This is a genomic window from Variovorax sp. P1_H12_2, assembly GCF_056405335.1.
This window is the reverse complement of the sequence record NZ_JBFUCI010000073.1, coordinates 1-19,667: the sequence shown is the minus strand read 5'-3', so window position 1 is coordinate 19,667 and position 19,667 is coordinate 1. Positions and strand designations below refer to the sequence as shown.

General features: G+C 71.3%; 18 protein-coding genes. 2 read left to right on the top strand and 16 right to left on the bottom strand.

Annotated features, from left to right (window positions below; translation table 11 throughout):
- Window positions 1-215 precede the first annotated feature (215 nt).
- From AC1D2K_RS10270 to AC1D2K_RS10255, 4 genes are read right to left on the bottom strand one after another with little or no spacing between them, the layout of a single operon-like run.
- On the bottom strand, window positions 216-764 hold the full coding sequence (locus tag AC1D2K_RS10270) for a histidine phosphatase family protein (RefSeq protein ID WP_478088532.1): 549 nt from the start codon (window positions 762-764) through the stop codon (window positions 216-218).
- Window positions 761-1,558, bottom strand: coding sequence for an adenosylcobinamide-GDP ribazoletransferase (locus AC1D2K_RS10265; protein WP_478088529.1), 798 nt, complete (start codon window positions 1,556-1,558; stop codon window positions 761-763). Before AC1D2K_RS10265 ends, AC1D2K_RS10270 begins: the two co-directional genes overlap by 4 nt.
- Entirely contained in the window at window positions 1,555-2,598 is a 1,044-nt protein-coding gene (gene cobT / locus AC1D2K_RS10260) for a nicotinate-nucleotide--dimethylbenzimidazole phosphoribosyltransferase (RefSeq protein WP_478088527.1), read from the bottom strand. The genes AC1D2K_RS10265 and cobT overlap by 4 nt, the downstream gene beginning before the upstream one ends.
- The gene (locus AC1D2K_RS10255; RefSeq protein ID WP_478088540.1) at window positions 2,598-4,052 is read right to left on the bottom strand and encodes a cobyric acid synthase; all 1,455 of its coding nucleotides are present in this window, start codon (window positions 4,050-4,052) and stop codon (window positions 2,598-2,600) included. The genes cobT and AC1D2K_RS10255 overlap by 1 nt, the downstream gene beginning before the upstream one ends.
- Window positions 4,053-4,186: 134 nt before the next feature.
- Here AC1D2K_RS10255 and AC1D2K_RS10250 point away from each other — a divergent pair, with 134 nt between their 5' ends.
- Window positions 4,187-4,414, top strand: coding sequence for a hypothetical protein (locus AC1D2K_RS10250; protein WP_478088525.1), 228 nt, complete (start codon window positions 4,187-4,189; stop codon window positions 4,412-4,414).
- A gap of 9 nt (window positions 4,415-4,423) precedes the next feature.
- Here the strand turns inward: AC1D2K_RS10250 and AC1D2K_RS10245 are convergent, their stop codons facing one another.
- The 4 genes from AC1D2K_RS10245 to AC1D2K_RS10230 all read right to left on the bottom strand — a co-directional run bounded on the left by AC1D2K_RS10245 (window position 4,424) and on the right by AC1D2K_RS10230 (window position 11,539).
- Window positions 4,424-5,911, bottom strand: coding sequence for an efflux transporter outer membrane subunit (locus tag AC1D2K_RS10245; protein ID WP_478088524.1), 1,488 nt, complete (start codon window positions 5,909-5,911; stop codon window positions 4,424-4,426).
- Between the two features lie 32 nt (window positions 5,912-5,943).
- Window positions 5,944-9,201 carry an efflux RND transporter permease subunit gene (locus AC1D2K_RS10240; protein ID WP_478088522.1) on the bottom strand — a complete coding sequence of 1,086 codons (3,258 nt, stop codon included), beginning with the start codon at window positions 9,199-9,201 and terminating at the stop codon, window positions 5,944-5,946.
- Window positions 9,202-9,223: 22 nt separating this feature from the next.
- The gene (locus AC1D2K_RS10235) at window positions 9,224-10,468 is read right to left on the bottom strand and encodes an efflux RND transporter periplasmic adaptor subunit (RefSeq protein WP_478088519.1); all 1,245 of its coding nucleotides are present in this window, start codon (window positions 10,466-10,468) and stop codon (window positions 9,224-9,226) included.
- Between the two features lie 210 nt (window positions 10,469-10,678).
- Window positions 10,679-11,539, bottom strand: a complete 861-nt coding sequence (locus tag AC1D2K_RS10230; RefSeq protein ID WP_478088517.1) for an alpha/beta hydrolase — start codon at window positions 11,537-11,539, stop codon at window positions 10,679-10,681.
- A gap of 166 nt (window positions 11,540-11,705) precedes the next feature.
- Here AC1D2K_RS10230 and AC1D2K_RS10225 point away from each other — a divergent pair, with 166 nt between their 5' ends.
- Window positions 11,706-12,620 (top strand): LysR family transcriptional regulator, encoded by a 915-nt coding sequence (locus AC1D2K_RS10225; protein ID WP_478088514.1) that lies wholly within the window; start codon window positions 11,706-11,708, stop codon window positions 12,618-12,620.
- Window position 12,621: 1 nt separating this feature from the next.
- Here the strand turns inward: AC1D2K_RS10225 and AC1D2K_RS10220 are convergent, their stop codons facing one another.
- The 8 genes from AC1D2K_RS10220 to AC1D2K_RS10185 form a co-directional block, all read right to left on the bottom strand.
- Window positions 12,622-13,626 (bottom strand): aminotransferase class I/II-fold pyridoxal phosphate-dependent enzyme, encoded by a 1,005-nt coding sequence (locus AC1D2K_RS10220; protein ID WP_478088512.1) that lies wholly within the window; start codon window positions 13,624-13,626, stop codon window positions 12,622-12,624.
- Complete coding sequence (cbiB, locus tag AC1D2K_RS10215) at window positions 13,623-14,588, bottom strand: adenosylcobinamide-phosphate synthase CbiB (protein WP_478088537.1); 966 nt, start codon at window positions 14,586-14,588, stop codon at window positions 13,623-13,625. Before cbiB ends, AC1D2K_RS10220 begins: the two co-directional genes overlap by 4 nt.
- 147 nt (window positions 14,589-14,735) lie before the next feature.
- Entirely contained in the window at window positions 14,736-15,305 is a 570-nt protein-coding gene (cobO, locus tag AC1D2K_RS10210; RefSeq protein WP_478088509.1) for a cob(I)yrinic acid a,c-diamide adenosyltransferase, read from the bottom strand.
- Window positions 15,306-15,331: 26 nt separating this feature from the next.
- Window positions 15,332-16,123 carry an ABC transporter ATP-binding protein gene (locus AC1D2K_RS10205; RefSeq protein ID WP_478088506.1) on the bottom strand — a complete coding sequence of 264 codons (792 nt, stop codon included), beginning with the start codon at window positions 16,121-16,123 and terminating at the stop codon, window positions 15,332-15,334.
- A complete protein-coding gene (locus AC1D2K_RS10200) occupies window positions 16,120-17,124 on the bottom strand; it encodes a FecCD family ABC transporter permease (RefSeq protein ID WP_478088504.1) in 1,005 nt (334 codons plus the stop codon). Before AC1D2K_RS10200 ends, AC1D2K_RS10205 begins: the two co-directional genes overlap by 4 nt.
- 34 nt (window positions 17,125-17,158) lie before the next feature.
- A complete protein-coding gene (locus AC1D2K_RS10195) occupies window positions 17,159-18,013 on the bottom strand; it encodes an ABC transporter substrate-binding protein (RefSeq protein ID WP_478088534.1) in 855 nt (284 codons plus the stop codon).
- Between the two features lie 2 nt (window positions 18,014-18,015).
- The gene (locus AC1D2K_RS10190) at window positions 18,016-18,582 is read right to left on the bottom strand and encodes a bifunctional adenosylcobinamide kinase/adenosylcobinamide-phosphate guanylyltransferase (RefSeq protein ID WP_478088502.1); all 567 of its coding nucleotides are present in this window, start codon (window positions 18,580-18,582) and stop codon (window positions 18,016-18,018) included.
- The coding region (locus AC1D2K_RS10185; protein ID WP_478088500.1) for a TonB-dependent receptor domain-containing protein at window positions 18,579-19,667 on the bottom strand (1,089 nt) is incomplete at its 5' end. The genes AC1D2K_RS10190 and AC1D2K_RS10185, both read right to left, overlap by 4 nt.

Sequence of the window (19,667 nt, the reverse complement as noted above, 5' to 3'; positions counted from 1 at the left end):
GGATGGCCCCCACGCTCCCCCACTTCGTGTGGGTCGCTGCCCCCCGAGGGGGCCGCAGGCCGCCTTGGGGCGGCCCGGCGCCGGCCTGGATGGCCCCCACGCTCCCCCACTTCGTGTGGGTCGCTGCCCCCCGAGGGGGAGTCAGCAGGCCGCCCGTCAGCGCGAAGCGCGGACTTCGCCGCGCTGGCGGCCCGGCGCCGGCCTGAGAGCGTCGATCAGATCTCGAACGTGACCAGCGCGCCGAAGGCGATCGGCTCGCCCGGCCACTGGTCGGCGCGTTCGACGCATCGCATGCCGCCGTGCAGCAGCCGCACCGCGCGGATCACGCCGGCATGGGTGACCCAGACCGCGTCGCCTGCGCCGTCGCGCCAGGCGTCGAAGGCGCCGGCCACCCGCTGCATGAACTGGCGCGTGCTCTCGCCGCTGCCGCCCGCGCGCGTGTCGGCGAAGTCGCGGCTCCAGGCCTCGAGTTCGGCGCGCTCGATCGCGGCCCAGTCGCGTTCTTCCCAGGCGCCGAGGTCCATCTCGGCGAGCCGCGGATCGGGCACCGCGCGCAGGTCGGGCCGCAGTGCGCAGATGGCCTGCGCCAGGTCGCGGCAGCGACTCAGCGGCGAGCAGGCCATCACGGCGCCGGCCGGCAACCCGGCGGCCACCTGCAGGGCCGCCGCGTGCGTCAGCTCGGCAAGCACGGGCACATCGGTGCGGCCGTAGCAGAGACCGTCGGCAGCGGTCGTCTTCGCGTGCCGGATCAACAGCAGCTTCATGGCTGCCAGACCAGTGCGAAATAGATGGCGAGCTCGCAGACCTGCTGCGTCGCGCCCAGGCCATCGCCGGTGAAGCCGTGCAGCCGGCGCCGGAACAGGTGCGCCATGTACAGCGCGGCCACGGCGCACAGGCCGACGGCGGCGAAGCCGTGCGCCATGCCATGGGCGAGGAACAGCAGCAGGATGGCCGGGACCGACCAGGCGGCGCCGACCAGCAAGGCACCGCCGCTGATCGCATCGGCCAGGGGCTTGGCCTTGCTCGCGCCATTCGCGTCGCCGACATAGGGCAGCCCGCGGATCAGGAACAAGGGCGCGAGCCGCGACAGCACGTGGGCGCTCGCCAGCGCCAGCGCCGCGCCGAGCGCGCCCTGCCCCGCCAGCGCCGCCAACAGCGCCACCTTGAGGCCCAGCGCCAGCACCAGCGCGATCGCTCCGAAGGCCCCGATGCGCGAGTCCTTCATGATCTCGAGCGCGCGCGACAGGTCGGCCGACCCGCCCAGCCCGTCCGCCACGTCGGCCAGCCCGTCCTCATGGAAAGCACCGGTCAGCAGCACGGTCGCGATGGTCGACAGCAGCGCCGCCACGCAAGCGCCGGCCAGGCCCGGAAGGCCCGCCTGAGCCACCAGGAAGACACCCGCCCCGACCGCGCCGACCAGCCAGCCGATGCCGGGAAAATGCGCCGCGCTGGCGCGCAGCATCGCCGGACTGAACCCGACCCAGCCGGCCAGCCCGCCCGTGACCGGGACCCGCGTGAAGAACTGCAGCGCCAGCAGGAAGTGGCGCACGCCGTTCACGATCCGTCCCGCCCCGAAACCCCCGCCGACTCGAAGCTGGCCATCTCGCGCAGGATGCGGCACGCCGACTCGAGCAGCGGCCAGGCCAGCGCCGCGCCCGAGCCTTCGCCCAGCCGCAGGTCGAGCCGCAGCAGCGGTTCGAGCCGCAGGTGATCGAGCAGCAGGCGATGGCCGGGCTCGGCCGATTCGTGCGCCGCCACGCAGCGCTGCACGACCTGCGGCCGCAGCGCCGCCGCGACCAGCACGGCGGCGCTGGCGATGAAGCCGTCGACCACGATCACGCGGCGCTCGTGCGCGGCCTGCAGCACCGCGCCGACCAGCGTCGCGATCTCGAAGCCGCCGAAGGCCGCCAGTGCGTCCAGCGGGGCGGTGGCGTCGGCATGCAGGTCGAGCACGCCGCGCAGCACCTCGCGCTTGCGGGCCCGGCCGGCGGCATCGAGGCCGGTGCCGGACCCGGTGCAGGTGTCGATGTCCTGGCTCGCGAGCCGTGCCAGCAGCATCGATGCCGCGGACGAATTGCCGATGCCCATCTCGCCGAGCAGCAGCGCATTGCCCGGCAGCGCGCGCACCACCGCCATGCCGTTGGCGATGGCCTGCTCGCACTGCGCCGAACTCATGGCCGGGCCGATCGAGGCGTCCGCGGTGCCGGCCGCGATCTTGCGGATCAGGAGCCCCTCGGTCGGTGCGAAGTCATGGCGCACGCCGCAATCCACCACGGACAGCGCCAGTCCGTGCTGCCGCGCCAGTACGCTGACGGCCGCGCCGCCGGCGAGGAAGTTCTGCACCATCTGCCAGGTCACGTCGCTCGGGTAGGCCGAGACGCCGCGTGCGGCCAGGCCGTGGTCGGCGGCGCAGACCAGCATCTGCGGCGCCGCCAGTGACGGCGTCTCGCTGCCGAGAATGCAGCCGAGCCGCAAGGCCAGCGCTTCCAGCCGGCCGAGGGCGCCGACCGGCTTGGTCTTGCCGTCGAGCCGCTGCTGCAGTCGTGCGGCGAATGCCGGGTCGTCGAGGTCGTCGATGGGGGAAATTTCTAGCGTCATTAGATCAAGGAGCGCAGCACGCCCGCTTCAAAGTGGGAATCGATGTGGTCGGCCAGGCCGTCGAACACGGCGTCGAGTGTGCGCGCAGCCACGCCGAAGAGCGCGTTCAGCGCCGCCGGATCCTCGAACAGGCCGTGCAGGTAGAGCCCGAGCACGTTGCCGGCACCGTTCTGCCAGGCGAGTCCGTCGGGCATCACGGCCACGGCGTGGTCGCCGCTTGCGGCCATGGCGGGATGCTCGGCCGTCTGGCCGTGATGGATCTCGTAGCCGCGCACCGCGACGCCCGAGAGCGCGGCCCAGGGGCCGGCCAGGGTGCCGAACGCCGCCTCGCGCTGGCGCACCGTCTTGTCCTGCGCAAACGTGGTGACCACCGGCAGCAGGCCCAGGCCCGGTCCGTTGCCATCGACGCCGTACGGGTCGATCAGCGCCTCGCCCAGCATCTGCAGCCCGCCGCAGACACCCAGCACCGCCCCGCCGCGCGCCGCATGCGCGGCCACCGCGCGGTCCAGGCCCTGGCCCCTGAGCCAGGCCAGGTCGCCGCTGGTGTTCTTCGAGCCGGGCAGCACGATCCAGTCCGCGTCCGCCACGTCGGCCGGGCTGCGCGCCCAGCGCAGGCGCACGCCGGCGATGTTCTTCAGCGGCTGGAATTCGTCGAGGTTGCTGATCCGGGGATAGGCGATCACGGCGATGGTGCGGGTGACCTCCCCGCTGGACCTGCTGCGGTCGTCGAACACGCCGTCCTCCTCGGGCAGCCCGTGCTGCCACCACATCGGCAAGGTCGCGACCGTGGGCACGCCGGTCAGTGCCTCGAGCTGCTGCGGCGCCGGCGCAAGCAGCGCCGCGTCGCCGCGGAACATGTTGAGGACGAAGCCGGCGAGCAGCGCGCGGTCTTCTTCCGGCATCAGGGCCCAGGTGCCATAGAGGTGCGCGAAGGCGCCGCCGCGGTCGATGTCGGTCACCAGCAGGCAGCGCGCCGCGGCATGGCGCGCCACGCGCAGATTGACGATGTCGCTGGCCATCAGGTTGATCTCGGCCGGCGAGCCGGCACCCTCGATCACCACCACGTCGTTCTCGGCGCGCAGTTCGTCGAGCGCCTGCGCGATCTGCGGCCAGACCCGCTCGCTGCGCCCGCGCCAGGGCAGCGCCGAGAGCGCGCTGCTCACCTGCCCCATCAGCACCACCTGGCTGTGCGTGTCGCGCTCGGGCTTGAGCAGCAGCGGGTTCATGCGCACGTCGGGCTCGGCACGCGCCGCCAGGGCCTGGAAGTACTGGGCGCTGCCGATCTCGCCGCCCGCCACCACGCGCGCGTTGTTGCTCATGTTCTGCGCCTTGAACGGCGCCACCCGCAGCCCCTGGCGCGCGAACCAGCGGCACAGCGCGGTCGCCAGCCAGCTCTTGCCCGCGCCGCTGGTGGTGCCCAGCACCATGACGCAGCGGGCCCGGCCGCCTTGCATGTTTGAAATCATGGAGAGATTGTGCTTTACGTGAACTCTGTCACGTTCGGGCGTGCGCTCTCAAACGAAGTCGAAAGCATTCACTTGTTTCGCCCTTAGCTTCGAGGCATCCACGAGAACGAGGACTCCGGCGAATGCCAGCACTACGCGATATCGCGCTCACGGTCGAAGAGCGCGGCACCCATCAGTTCTTCTGGGTCATCCTGGAAGCCCTCCACAGCGACGCCGCCGAGGCGATCCACTACAGCCGCATCTTCACGGCCGCGGCGCCGCAAGCCACTTATTCGAGCGCGCTCGTCATGGGGGCCAACGCGCTGCGCAAGCTGGTGGATCCGGCCTCGGCACCGGAGAGCCGCATGTGAGCGCCAGGTTCAGCGCGCCGCCATCTGCGCCTTCGCCTCGCCCGGCGGCGCGGCCTGCGCCACCTGAGTCTCCCAGCTTCCGCCCAGGGCGCGGATCAGTCCCACCGTCGCCTGGTACTGGGCCGCGCGCACCTGCAGGGCCTGCCGCCGGTTCTGCAGTTCGCTGCGGCGGGCATCGAGCAGGTCGAGCTGGCTGATCATGCCGTTGCGGTAGCGCGAATCCGACAGCGTGGTCGCGCGGATCGCCGAAGCCACCGCCTTGGCCTGCACGCCCGACTGCTGCTCGAGGATGCGCAGCGACGACAGCTGATCCTCGACCTCCCGGAACGCCGCCAGCACCTGCGCCCGATAGTTGGCCAGGGCGCCGTCGAGCAACGCCGATGCGCCTTGCACGCCGGCTTCGCGTCGGCCGCCGTCGAAGACCGGCAGCGCGAGCAAGGCGCCGATGCCCCAGGAGCGGGCCGACCACTTCAGCAGGTCGGCGATGTCCGCGGACGCGTAGCCGGCGCCGCCGGTGATCGCAATGTCCGGGAACCACGCCGCCTGCGCGACACCGACTCGCGCCTGCGCCGCCAGCACGGCCTGCTGGGCCGCCGAGATGTCGGGCCGCCGCGTCAGCACGGTGGCCGGCACGCCCGGCGGAATGGTGGGCAGCGCGGTCGCCCACTCGTCCGTGCCGACGCCGAAGTCGGAGGCAAGGTCGCCGGCCAGCACGGCCAGCGCATGCTCGAGCTCGGCCCGGCGCCGGTCGAGCGTCATGGCATCGGACTCGTTGGAGGCCACCTCGGTCTCCACCCGGACGACGTCGAGTTCGGCCACGTCCCCTGCCCGCTCGCGGCTCTGCGTCAGGCGCAGCGTGTCGCGGTAGGCCTCGACCGTGTCGCGCACCAGCGCGCGCTCGGCATCGATCGCGCGCAGCGCCAGGTAGGTCTGCGCCACTTCGGCCTGCACCAGCAGCCGAGTGCTCTGCAGCAGGCCGGCGCGCGAATCGGCGTCGAGCTGCGCCGCCTCGCTGGCGCGCGACAGCTTGCCGAACAGGTCCAGCTCGTAGGAGAAGTCGAAGCCGGCAGTGACCAGCGTCGAGGGCCGCGGAGTCGGATTGCGGTTCAGGCCGGCGCTGCGCACGCCGCCGGCGGCCAGCCCGATCTGCGGTGCGCGGTCGGCGTCCTTGTCGCGGGCCAGCGCCCGGGCCTCGGCCAGCCGGGCCGCCGCGGCCTGGATGCTGGTGTTGCGGGCATCCGCGCGTTCGATCAGCCGGTCGAGCACCGGGTCGTCGAAGGCGCGCCACCATTCGCCGCGCGGCTGCGCCTCGGCGGGCTGCACGCGGGTCCAGGCACCTTCCGGGGCGGCCGCCGCCTGCTCCTTGAATTGCGCAGGCGGCGTGAAGGACGGCAGCTCGGCCGGCGCCGTCGCGCAGCCGGCCAGCACCAGTGCGGCGAACAAGGGCAGCCACGCGGCGCGCCATGGCCGGCCTCGGGTTTCAAGTCTTGGATTCATGATGAACTTTCTGGGGGAAGACGCCATGGCGCCTACTCGTTGTCGCGCAGCGGCGCCGCGGGCGACGGGTGCAGTCCGGCGCTTGCGCCACCGCCGCGCGCGGGCTGGTCGGCCGACACGAAGGCATCGAGATGCGGCACCTCGCCATGCAGCTTGAGTGGGCGGTTGCCCGTCAGGCGCCGCAGCAGCACGTAGAACACCGGCGTCAGGAACAGGCCGAACGCGGTCACGCCGATCATTCCGGAGAACACCGCGATGCCCATCGCCTTGCGCATCTCGGCCCCGGCGCCGGTCGACAGCACCAGCGGCAGCACGCCCATCACGAAGGCCATCGAGGTCATCAGGATCGGCCGCAGGCGCAGCCGGCTGGCCTCGATCGCCGCCTGCAGCGGCGTGCGCCCGGCGAACTCCAGCTCGCGCGCGAACTCGACGATCAGGATCGCGTTCTTGGCCGACAGCCCGACCAGCACCATCAACCCGATCTGCGTGAAGACGTTGTTGTCGCCGCCCGACAGCCACACGCCCGTCATCGCAGCCAGGATCCCCATCGGCACGATCAGGATGATCGCGACCGGCAAGGTCAGGCTCTCGTACTGCGCCGCCAGCACCAGGAACACCAGCAGGATGGCGAGCGGGAACACCCACAGCGCCGAATTGCCGGCCAGGATTTCCTGGTAGGTCAGCTCGGTCCATTCGAAGCCGATGCCCGGCGGCAGCGTCTCGGCCGCGATGCGCTCGATCGCCGCCTGCGCCTGGCCCGACGAGAAGCCCGGCGCCGGGCCGCCGTTGATGTCGGCCGCGAGGAATCCGTTGTAGCGCATCGCGCGCTCCGGCCCGTAGCTGGGCTGGATGTTCATCAGCGCCGACAGCGGCACCATCTCGCCGCTGGCCGAGCGCACCTTGAGCAGGCCGACGTCCTCGGCCCGCGCACGGTAGGGCGCATCGGCCTGGACGCGCACGCTGTAGGTGCGGCCGAAGCGGTTGAAGTCGTTCGCGTAGAGGCTGCCGAGGTAGATCTGCATGGTGTCGAACACGTCGGTCACGGACACGCCGAGCTGGCGCGCCTTGGTGCGGTCGATGTCGGCATAGAGCTGCGGCACGTTGACCTGCCAGCTGGTGAACATGCCCGCGAGCTCGGGCGTCTGGTAGGCCTTCGCCATGAAGGCCTTGACCGCGCCGTCCATCGCCGCGTAGCCGAGCGAGCCGCGGTCCTCGAGCTGCAGCTTGAAGCCGCCCGTGGTGCCGAGGCCCTGCACCGGCGGCGGCGGGAAGATCGCGATGAAGGCGTCCTGGATGCCGGCGAACTGCTGGTTGAGCTGGCCCGCGATCGCGCCGGCGCTCAGGTTCGCCGACTTGCGCTGGTCGAAGTCCTTCAGGCTCACGAACACGATGCCGGAGTTCGAGCTGTTGGTGAAGCCGTTGATCGACAGTCCCGGGAAGGTGATCGCATGCTCGACGCCGGGCTGCTTCAGGACGATGTCGTTCATGCGCCGCGTCACCTCTTCGGTACGGTCCAGCGTGGCGCCGTCGGGCAGCTGTGCGAAGCCGATCAGGTACTGCTTGTCCTGCGCCGGCACGAAGCCGCCGGGCACCGCCTTGAACAGGCCGAAGGTCAGGCCCACCAGCGCCAGGTAGATCGCCATCATCAGCGCCTTGCGCGAGATGGCGCCCTTGACGCCGCGGCTGTAGCCCTCCGCGCCGCGATGGAACACGCGATTGAAGGCGCGGAAGAAGCGGCCGAAGACCCGGTCCATGCCGCGCGTCAGCGCGTCCTTGGGCGCATCGTGGCCGCGCAGCAGCAAGGCGGCGAGCGCGGGCGACAGGGTCAGCGAGTTGATCGCAGAGATCACGGTCGAGATCGCGATGGTCAGCGCGAACTGCTTGTAGAACTGTCCCGTGAGGCCGCTGATGAAGGCCAGCGGCACGAACACCGCCACCAGCACCAGCGCGATGGCGATGATCGGCCCCGACACCTCGCGCATCGCGCGGTAGGTGGCCTCGCGCGGCGTCAGGCCGGCCTCGATGTTGCGCTCGACGTTCTCGACCACCACGATCGCGTCGTCGACCACGATGCCGATCGCCAGCACCAGCCCGAACAGGCTCAGCGCATTGATCGAGAAACCGAACAGGTGCATCACCGCGAAGGTGCCGATGACCGAGATCGGCACCGCCAGCAGCGGGATGATCGAGGCGCGCCAGGTCTGCAGGAACAGGATCACGACCAGCACCACCAGCGCAATGGCCTCCAGCAGCGTGTGGATCACCGATTCGATCGAGGCGCGCACGAACTGGGTCGGGTCGTAGACGATGCTGTAGTCCACGCCGTCGGGCATGTTCTTCTTGAGCTCGGCCATGGTGGCGCGCACGTCGTTCGAGATCTGGATCGCGTTCGAGCCCGGCGCCGCGAAGATCGGCACCGCCACCGCGTCCTTGTTGTCCAGCAGCGAGCGCAGCGCATAGCTCGAGGCGCCGAGTTCGAGCCGCGCGACGTCGCGCAAGCGGGTCACGGCACCGTCGCCGCCGGTCTTCACGATGATGTCGCCGAATTCGTCCTCGGTCTGCAGCCGGCCCTGGGCGTTAATCGAGATCTGCATGTCGACGCCCGAGAGGCCCGGCGAGGCGCCGACCACGCCGGCCGCCGCCTGCACGTTCTGCTCGCGGATCGCGCGCACCACGTCGCTGGCCGAGAGGCCGCGCTGCGCCACCTTCTGCGGATCGAGCCAGACCCGCATCGAGTAGTCGCCCGATCCGAACAGCTGCACGTCGCCCACGCCCTGCACGCGCGCCAGCCGGTCCTTGACGTTGAGCACCGCGTAGTTGCGCAGGTAGGTCATGTCGTAGCGGCCGTTGGGCGACAGCAGGTGCACCACCATCGTCAGGTCGGGCGAGCTCTTGATGGTCGTGATGCCGAGTCGGCGCACCTCCTCGGGCAGCCGCGGCTCGGCCTGCGAGACGCGGTTCTGCACCAGCTGCTGGGCCTTGTCCGGATCGGTGCCGAGCTTGAAGGTCACGGTCAGCGTCATCAGGCCGTCGGTGGTCGCCTGGCTGCCCATGTAGAGCATGCCCTCGACGCCGTTGATCGACTCCTCGAGCGGGGTCGCCACGGTCTCGGCGATGACCTTCGGATTGGCGCCGGGATAGTTGGCCCGCACCACGACCGAGGGCGGCACCACCTCGGGGTACTCGGAGATCGGCAGGCCGCGCAGCGCGATCAGGCCCGCGATCAGCATCAGCACCGACAGCACGCCGGCAAAGATCGGCCGGTCGATGAAGAACTTGGAAAGGTTCATGAGAGTTTCCCCCGAGCCGGGATCAGGACTTCGCGTCCGCCACGTGCTGGGCTTGCGGTTGAACTTCGGACTTCGCGTCCATGGTCACGGCCTGCGGCGCCACCAGCGCGCCCGGACGGATGTGCTGCAGGCCGTTGACGACCACGCGCTCACCGGCCTTCAGGCCCCTGGAGACGACGCGCAGACCGTTGACCGGCGCGCCGAGCGCCACTTCGCGGTACTCGGCCTTGTTGTCCTCGCCGACCACCAGCACGAACTTCTTGTTCTGGTCGGTGCCGACCGCGCGCTCGTTCACCAGCAAGGCCGCTTCGTCGCGCGCCTGGCCCATGCGGATACGGGCGAACTGGCCCGGGATCAGGCTGCCGTCGGCGTTGTCGAAGGCCGCGCGCACGCGCACCGTGCCGCTCTTGGCGTCGACCTGGTTGTCGATCAGCTGCAGGCGGCCCTGGTAGGGCGTGCCGTCGCTGCCGGCGGTCCCCATCTGCACCGGGATGCCTTCGATGCGGCCGCGTGCGCTGGCACCGCCCGGCAGGTCCTTCAAGGCCCGCACCACGATCTGCTCGTCGGCATCGAAGCTCGCATAGATCGGGCTGACCGAGACCAGCGTCGTGAGCACCGGCGCGCCGGGGCCGGCGGCCACCAGGTTGCCCGCAGTCACCTCGAGCTTGCCGGTGCGCCCCGACACCGGGGCGCGCACCTGCGTGTAGCCCAGGTTCAGGCGCGCGCTCTGCAGCGAGGCCTGCGCGGCGCGCAGGTTGGCCTCGGCCTCGCGGCCGGCGTTGCTGCGCTCGTCGAGCTCGCGCTGGGCGATGGCCTTCTCCTCCCACAGGCGGCGGGCCCGCTCCTGCTCGCTGCGGGTGAACGAGACCCGGGCCTGGGCCGAGGCGACCTGCGCCTCGGCGCGTTCCACTTCGGCCGCGTACGGTGCCGGATCGATGGTGATCAGCAGTTCGCCCTGCTTCACCAGGGAACCCTCGCGGAAGTGCACGGCCTGCACCGCGCCGGCCACGCGCGAACGCACGTCGACCCGCTCGACCGCCTCGAGCCGGCCCGAGAACTCGTCCCAGGTGTTGATGTCGGTCGCGACCACCGTGGCCACCGAGACCGGTGTCGCGCGCGGCGCCGCGACGGTCGTGACATCGTTCGCCTCGGCATTGAGGCTGTGGAAGCCGAGCGCCGCGGAGGCGATCGCCACCAGGGCCGTGACGCCGGTCACCGCGGGCCAGAGGCCGCGGCGGGCCGGGGAGGAGTGTTGAGGGTTCGACATGATGGTGGTCCTTTTGGTGACTCTTGGGAAAACACGACGCCCTCCCGCGCGGGTGGCGCAGGACAGCGGGAAGCAGCAGTTGTTGCAGGGCGCACGGCACCCCGCGGCGGGGCAGTCGCCGTTCGGGTCGAGGTGCCGTCACCTCGGTGTTGGGAAGGGCTCCGCGCGAACGGAACCGTCAGTCAGCGCACGGCCGCCGTGCGCCGTCGCTCAGTGCGGCGGTGGGGCCGCGCTGAAGAAGTCGCGGAAGTGCTTCTGCACCACCGCCTCGCAGGCGGCGCAGCCCGAACCTTCCGGCTCGTAGAGCGCCGCGGGCCAGTTCGCAGCGCCGGGCAGCACACTGCTGGTCACCAGGATGCCGGCCTCGCCGAGGCGGCGCGCGAAGTTCAGCGCCTCGTCGCGCATTGGGTCGTCCTGGCCGACCAGCACCAGCGTCGGCGCCACCTCGGCCAGCCGCAGCGACCCGCCGGGCACCGCATAGGGATGCGTGGCGTTCATCGGCCGGCGCAGGTACTCCTGCCAGCCCGAGGCCCACTTGCACTGCGTGGCATCGCCCGAGGCCTTGCGCAGCGACGCGGTGCCGGCGCAGGGGTCGAGCATCGGCGACAGCAGGATCTGGCCGGCCAGCGGCGGATGCGCACGATCGCGCGCCATCAGCGCCACCGCGGCGGCCAGGTTGCCGCCGGCCTCCTCGCCCGCCAGGAACACGCGGGCTCCCTTTCCCGCCAGCTTCACGCGCTGCTTGTAGAGCCACTCGAGGGCCGCGTAGCCGACCTCGATCGGCTCCGGGAACGGTGCCTTGGGCGCCAGCGGATAGTCGAGCGAGACCACCACGGCGCCGGCACCCGCCAGCAGGCGGGCGACGCTGCGGCCGTTGTCGAGGTCGCCGCAGACGAAGGTGCCGCCATGGAAATGCAGCACCAGGGGCACCGTGGCACCCCGCGAACGCTCGCCATACAGGCGGGCCTGCACCGGCTCGCGGTCCGGCAGCTCGATCCGGATGTCGGTTTCTGTGCCGCGCGCGGCGGCCGGGGCGGCATCAGCGGCTGACAGGACGGGACGGGTGGGCATGGCAGGCTCGGTGGGTTGAACGATGACTGAAATATAAGGCCGTGCCTTGTCGCTCCAACAGGGCACCTTCCCCCACTCTGTTTCCAATCGGCTAACAATCGCATACAGGCGCCGTGTGAGAATTCCGCTCCCCCGGCCCCCCAGCCACCCCCCAGGAGCAGCACAGATGGATCAGATCCAGGGCATGCGGATCTTTGTCCGTGTCGTCGAAGCAGGCACGTTCACCCGCGCCGCAGACTCGCTCGGCCTGCCCAAGGGCACGGTCACCAAGCAGATCCAGGCGCTGGAGTCGCGCCTGCACGTGAAGCTGCTGAACCGCACGACGCGGCGCGTCACCGTCACGCCGGACGGCGCCGCCTATTACGAGCGCACGGCGCGGCTGCTCAACGATTTCGACGACATCGAGGCCAGCATGACCAATGCGCAGGCCAATCCCACGGGGCGACTGCGCATCGATGTCGGCTCGTCGATGGCCCGGCTGGTGATCCTGCCCGCGCTCTCGACTTTCTGTGACCGCTATCCCGACATCCAGGTCGACGTCGGCGTCAGCGACCGCACGGTCGACCTGATCACCGACAACGTCGACTGCGTGATTCGCGGCGGCGACCTCACCGACCAGTCGCTGGTGGCGCGGCGCATCGGCAACCTGCCCTGGATCACCGTGGCCTCGCCGGCCTACCTGAAGCGCTACGGCGCGCCGCAGCATCCGTCGGACATCGAGAAGCGCCACCTGGTGGTGAGCTTCTTCTCGGGCAGCACGCGCCGCATTTACCCCCACGAGTTCCACCGCGGCGAGGAGCAGCTCGAGATCGCGGGGCCCTACCGCGTCTCGGTCAACGACAGCAATGCCCACATGACGGCGGTGCTCGGCGGCTTCGGGCTGTCGCAGGTCATCACCTACATGGCCGAGCCCTACCTCGCGAGCGGCGAGCTGGTGCAGATCCTGCCGGACTGGACCCGGCCGCCGCTGCCGGTGCACGTCGTGTATCCGCCGAACCGCCACCTGAGCGCCAAGGTGCGGGCCTTCGTCGACTGGGCGGCGGAGCTGTTCGCCAAGCACCCGCAGCTGCAGCGGCTCTGATTCAGGGGCGCGCCGCGATCCACGCGCGCTGCAGCGCCTGCTGGCTGGCGGGCGGCAGCACGCCGAGCCGCAGATGCCCGGGAAGCCCGAACGAGGCCGTGTCGCGCAACTGGATACCGGCCTGGCGCAGGGCGGCGGCGCGCCCGGCGGTGTAGACCGCATCCGGTTCGGCACAGAAGAAGTTGGCGACGCTGGGGAAACAGCGCCAGCCCAGCGATTCGCACAGCGCGTGCTGCTCGGCCTTCCAGGCCCGGAGCGTGGGCAGGCTCTCGGCCAGCCAGTGCTGCGCCGGCTCGCCGGCCCAGGCCTCGAGCAGCGCCACGCCGTGGGCGCCCAACGGCCAGGAAGGCGCGAGGCGCACCAGACGCGCGGCCATGTCCTGCGCCCCCAGGGGCGCGATCGCATAGCCCGCTCGCACACCGGTCAGGCCGAGCGCCTTGTTGGGCGTCCAGAGCTGCCAGGCGCTGTCGCGTTGCGCGTCGCTCAAGGCCAGCGCGCCCTCGAGGCGCAGCGGTTCGTAGGCGAGATCGAGCACGCAGGTGGCGCCCCCGCTCAACGGGCCGACCCGGCTCATCAGGTCCTCCTGCGGCTGGCCCAGCGGGCTGCCGGGGTCACAGCACCAGACCAGATCGGCCGCGCCGTCCGCCGTCGCGATCTCGAAGTGCCAGGCCTTGGCGGCCCGGAGGTAGTCGCCATAGCCGTGCCGCGGGACCCGGACCCGCCCGCCCCCGCCCTGCGACACGGCGGCCGTGACTCGGCCGATGAATTCGCTGGCGCTCGCGGCGATCACGATGCGGCAGACCTCGACGCCGTGAAGGCGGGCCAGCCGCTCGCGCAGCCTCAGGTAGTGCGGATCGGGATAGCGGCTGGCGTCCGCCGCCTGCAACGCCTGCAGCGCGGAGGGACACGGTCCGCAGGCATTGCCGTTGGTCGAGAAGTCGTGCGGCACCGCGCCCTGGGCATCGGGTCCGCCGTGCATGAGTTCGAACATTTCGGAGGCCTTCATGCCCCTCCCATCAGTAAAAGGCAGGCGCTTGCTGCCGTTGCGCACAGGCCGGCGACGACCACCACACGCGCTGCGAGTTGCACCGCTTTCGCCGTATCGTCGGCCGAGGCGCCACGGCCTTCTGCGTTGAGCACATAGACGCCGGGCTTGGCCAGCCGGACGCCCAGCTGCAGCGCCATCGCGGCCATCGGCCAGCCGCTGTTGGGCGACGGGGTTCGGCGCGCTTCGCGGAAGAGGGCCCTCCCCCCTGCGCTTGCCGGGCGGGAACGCGCGCAGGACCACAGGAACAGTGCCGTCAGGCGGGCCGGCAGCCAGGACAGCAGGTCGTCGGCGCGCGCGGCCCATTTGCCGGCCCATTCCCACTGCCGCCCCTCGCGCTCGCCGCGGTAGCCCCACATCGCATCCGCCGTGTTGGCGAACCGATAGACCGCCGCGCCCGGCAGGCCGAACAGGACGAACCAGAACAGCGGCGCGACCAGCGAATCGTTGAGGTTCTCGGCCAGCGACTCGATGGCGCTTTCGCGCACCTCGGCGGCGCTCAGCGAAGTCACGTCACGGCTCACCAGCCTGCCCAGCTGCACGCGGCCTTCATCGAGCGAGCGTCCCAGCGCCGCTTCGACCGCCAGCACCTCGTCGCGAAGCATGCGCCAGGCCAGCAGCGGCTTGAGGGCGACGCCCGCGAGCAGCACCCCGGCCCAGATCGGCAGGCGGCTCACGCCTGCCGCCACTGCGCAGGCAGCGGCCGCAACCAATGACGCGCCCACACACCACCCGATCGCGCCGCCGGCCATGGACGCGAATTTGCGCGCCGGCATGCCCGCGGGCGGCGCGATACGCCGTCCGACCCCACCCAGGTAGCGCCCCATCCAGACCACCGGGTGCCAGCGCGCAGGCGGCTCCCCGACCCACCGGTCGATGGCCAGCGCGAGCCAAAGGGCACCCACAGAACTCAGCACCGCCATGTCTTCACCCATATCTCCCCGCCCCCGGCCGGCGCAGCCAGGCCCGTTCGTGAGACACCGCGGAACCGGCTTCGCCGGGCCGAAGGTGTTGCCCCCGGCAGGGGGTGGGCGCCCGGACACGCAGTGCCGGGCAACCTGGGGGCGAGCTCAATCTTCTATGCCGCGCTGCGCCGGAATGCCGGCCTTGAACGCGTGCTTGATCATCTGCATCTCGGTCACCGTGTCGGCCAGCTCGACGATCTCGGGCGGGCAGCGCCGGCCGGTCAAGACCACGTGCACCTCCTTCGGCCGTGCGCGCAAGGTCTCGAGCACGCCTTCGAGCGGCAGCCAGCCGTAGATGAGCGGGTAGGTGATCTCGTCGAGCACGACCAGGAAGTGCTCGCCCGAGAGGATCGCCGATCGGGCCCTCTCCCAGCCATCGCGGGCCAGCTGCGCGGAGCGTTCGAGATCCTGGGTCTTCCAGCTGAAGCCGTCGCCCAGGCCCTCGATCGGAATCCCGATCTGTTCGAACATGCGGTGCTCGCCGAAGCGCGCGCTCGGCACCTTCATGAACTGGAAGATCTTCACCGGCTTGCCTCGGCCATGGGCCCGCAGTGCCAGGCCGAAGGCGGCCGTGCTCTTGCCCTTGCCGTCGCCGGTGTTGACGATCACAAGGCCGCGGCGCTCGCCTTCGGGCTTCTCGTAGGGCTTTTCGGTGGGGGGTGTTTCGATCTGCATGGGGTTCCTGATTGAGCTTTGTTTGTCTAGTGCATGACAGCCAGCCACCGGCCTTCCACGCGATGAACGACCACGCGCCGGTCGAACACCGCTTCCAGCGCAAGGTGGGTGGCCGGATCGTCGCAGGCGCCATGGTGCAACACGCGGCCCTGTGCCATCACGACCATCGCATCGGCGCACAGCGCGGCGTTGAGCTCGTGCAGCACGCTGACCACCGTCCGGCCAGCGGCCACCAGCGCGCGCACGGTCTGCATCCAGTCGGCCTGGTGCGGCGGATCGAGGTTGGCCAGCGGCTCGTCCATCAGCAGCAGTTCGGCCTCGACCGCCAGCGCGCGCGCCAGCAAGACGCGCTGGCGTTCGCCGCCCGAGAGCTGGCCGAGCGGCCGCTCGCGCCATTCCCAGGCCTGGGTGCTGCGCAGCGCCCGCTCGACCGCCGCGCGGTCGGCCTCGCTGGGGGCCGCCAGCCAGCGCTGGTGCGGCAGGCGGCCGAGCATTGCGACGTCGTGCACCAGCAGGTCGTCCGCGCTGCCCTCGCCCGCGCCGCCCTGGCCGAGCCAGGACAAGCGCTGCGCGCGCGCGCGCCCCGACCAATCCGCCAGCGGCCGGCCGAGCGCGCTGAGTTCGCCGCCATGCGCCAGCAGGCCCGCCAGCACCTTGAGCAGGGTCGACTTGCCGGCGCCGTTCGGTCCCACGATGCTGGTCCAGCGACCGCCCGCCAGCGACAGGTCGATGCCGTGCAGCACCTCGGCCTGGCCCAGCCTGGCCGTGATGCCGCGCGCCTCCAGCGCGGGCCCGTGAATGACGACCGGCGCGCTCACAGGCCCCCCCGCGCGCTGCGCCGGTGCATCAGCCACAGCAGGTAGCTGCCGCCGAGCACCGCGGTCAGCACGCCGACCGGCAGCTCTAGCGGCGCGACCAGCCAGCGCGCGAGCAGGTCGGCGGCCATCAGCAGCAAGCCGCCCATGGCGGCCGACAGGACGATGAGTCGTGCGTGCGTGGTCTTCACGACCGAGCGCACCAGGTGCGGCGCCGCCAGGCCGACGAAGGCGATCAGCCCGGTCTGCGCCACGGCCGTGCCGGTGGCCAGCGCCAGCACCGCGACCAGCGCGGCGCGCATCGCGCCCAGCGGCAGCCCGAGGCTGGCGGCCGTGGCTTCGCCGAGCGCCAGCCCGTCGAGCACCGGCGCCAGCGCCCAGGCCAGCAGCAGGCACAGCGCACCCAGGCCGCCCATCACGGCACAGGCGCTCCAGCCGACCAGGCCGGTGCTGCCGAGCATGAAGCCCTGGATGGCCTGCAGGATGTCGGCCGAGGCGATCGTGAGCAGGTCCTTGGCCGCGCCCAGCACCACGCCGACGATCACGCCGGCGAGCAGCAGCCTGAGCGTCTGCTGCACGCCGCGCGCCAGCAGCAGCGTCAGCATCACCGCGAGCACGGCGCCGAGGAAGGCCGCCCCCGTGAGGCCGAGCCGCACCACCCATTGGGTGCTGACCGGCGAGAGTCCGAACAGCGACAGCGCCAGGGCGACGCCGAGCGAGGCCCCGGACGCGCTGCCCAGCAGGTACGGGTCGGCCAGCGGATTGCGGAACAGCCCCTGCGCCACCGCGCCCGCCAGGCCCAGCAGTGCGCCGGCAAGCCAGGCGCCCAGCGTGCGCGGCAGGCGGATGTCCCAGACGATCTGCAGCGCCACCGGATCGTGTCCTGCCGCCAGCATGTTCTCGAAGCCGGTGCTGCCGACGCCCGCGCCGAGCAGCAGCAGCAGCAGCGCCAGGATGACGAGGGCGATGCCCAGCGCCAGTGCGCGGCGGTGCTGGCTCTTCACCGGCAGCCTCGCGTCGCATGCGCGCGGGAACCCGTCACCGCGCCTTCTCCTGCAGGCACTGCGCCATCAGCCGCGCGGCTTCGCCCATGCGCGGCCCGGGACGCACCAGCACGTCCGACTCGGCAGCGCTGAAACGGCAGATGCGGCCTTCGCGCACCGCCCGGATGGCGCCCCAGCCCGGCCGCTGCTCCAGCCCCTGCGCGCTGCGTTCGCCGACCATGATCAGGTCGGGATTGGCCCGGACCACGAACTCGGGGTTGAGCTTCGGAAACGGGCCGAGCGCGGCCGGCACGATGTTCTTCACGCCGAGCCGCGCGAGCGTCTCGCCGATGAAGGAGACTTCGCCCGCCGCATAGGGCGCGCTGTTGACCTCGAAATACACGCGCGTGCGCGCCACGCGCGCGGGCAGCGACTGCGCCGCCGCCGAGACGCTGGCGTCGATCGCGCGCCACACCGCCTGCGCGTCGTCCACGTCCAGCACCCGGCCCAGTGCGTCGAGCACGCGGCGCACGTCCGCATGGTTCTTCGGCTCGAGCACCAGCACCCGGAGCCCGAGGCCCTCGAGCCGCTCGGTGACCCGGGACGACCTCGACAGCAGCACCAGGTCGGGCTTGAGCGCGACGATCGCCTCCACGTTCGGGTCCAGCCCGCCGCCGACTTGCGGCAATGCCCGTACCGGCGCAGGCCAATTGGAATAGCGGTCGACGCCGATCAGCCGGTCGCAGGCGCCCAGCGTGCAGACGGCCTCCGTCAGCGAAGGCAGCAGGCTCACGATGCGCTGCGGCGGCCGCGGCAGGTCCACCGGGACGCCCCGTTCGTCGGTCACGACCACGGCCTGGGCCGCCACGCCCAACCAGCACAGGGCGGCGCAGGCCAGCCGCGCAAACATCTTCATGCAAGCTCCTTCAAGGTCAGCGGCAGTCCGGCCGCCATCAGCGTGACACGCTCGCAGGCTGCGGCGACCTGCTGGTTGAGGCCGCCGAGCGCATCGACGAACCGGCGCACCTCCCGGCCCAGCGGGATCACGCCCAGCCCGATCTCGTTGCCGACCAGCACCAGCGGACCGGGCGCGTCGGCGATCGCGCCCAGCAGTTCGGCGATCGCGCGGTCGGCGCCCAGGCTCGCAGGCGGTGGTCCGGGGGGCGCCATGAGGTTGGTGAGCCACAGGGTGAGACAGTCGACCAGCACCAGCGTGCCGGGAGCGCCGTGGTCGCGGATCGCCTGCGCCAGCGCCAGCGGCTCCTCGACCGTGGTCATCGCCGGCACCCGCACCGCGCGGTCGTCGCGGTGCCTGGCGATGCGCGCCTGCATCTCCGCGTCCAGGGCCTGCGCGGTCGCGATCAGCACCGCGCGATGCGCGGGCGAGCGGGCGAGCCACGCCGCGGCGAGTTGCTCGCCGCGGCGCGATTTGCCGCTCTTCTGACCGCCGAGGATCAGTTCGCGGCGGGCCATGCTCATTTCGGCTGCCACCGGACGGTCAGGTACGCAGCGCGCCCTTGCTGGTTGTAGCCAAACGCGGTTTCATACTGCTCGTCGGTCAGGTTCGTGACCCGGGCCTGGACCGACCAGTCCTTGGCAAAGCGATAGTCCACATAGAGATCGACCGTGGTGTAGCTGCCGAGTGTGCGCGTGTTCGCCGCATCGTCAAAGCGGCTGCCCACGTTGAGCGCCGATCCGCCGAACTTCCAGGCGCCGACCGCGTAGTCGACGCCCAGCGACGCCTGGTTCCTCGCCCGGCGCGGCAACTGCTTGCCGGTGCCCTCGTTGCGCGGGTCGAGCGAGTCGTAGCTCGCGTGCAGGCCCAGGTCGCCGAACTGCCCGTCGTAGCTCAGCGTCCCGCCCTCGATGCGCGCGCGCGGAATGTTCTGCGGCAGCGTCGTGTTGGTGATGAAGCCCTGGATCTTGTTGTCGTAGCCCACCAGCTTGACCGTGTGGGCGCCCTGGGTCCAGGTGATCCCGAGGTCGGTGTTCTTGCCCTCCTCCGGCTGCAGCGCCGGATTGCCGAAGGCCGGGAAGTAGAGCTGGTTGAACGAGGGCGCCGTGAAGCTGGTGCCCTGCGACACGTTGACGCGCCAGTTCGGCGTGATGCGGTAGGCATAGCCGGCGAACCAGGTGTTGCTGTCGCCGAACTGCGAATTGCTGTCGTGCCGCGCGTCGAGCTGCCAGCTGTGGGCGCCCGAATTGCCGTTGAGGCCGACGAAGCCCGAATCGATGGCGCGGTCGGTCACGGTGTAGCGGGTGTCGCTCCTCACGTCCTGCTCGCGGCGCTCGAGCCCGGCGACCACGGTGCCGATCGGTGTCACGATGTCGTTCTGCCAGAGGTACTGGTCCTGGACGGTCTCGAACAGGCCCGGCAGGTTGAAAGGCGCGGCCACGATCGCGCGCGTGTAGTCCTCGCTGCGTGAATAGCGCAGCTGGGTGGTCCAGTTCGACATCACGAGGCCGCGGACGCCGACGTAGCCGGTCTGGGTGCGCAGGGTGCCGCGCGTGTCGCGGTTCGGGCCGTCGTCGAAGCGGTTCAGCCCGTCGGCGTAGAGCATGGC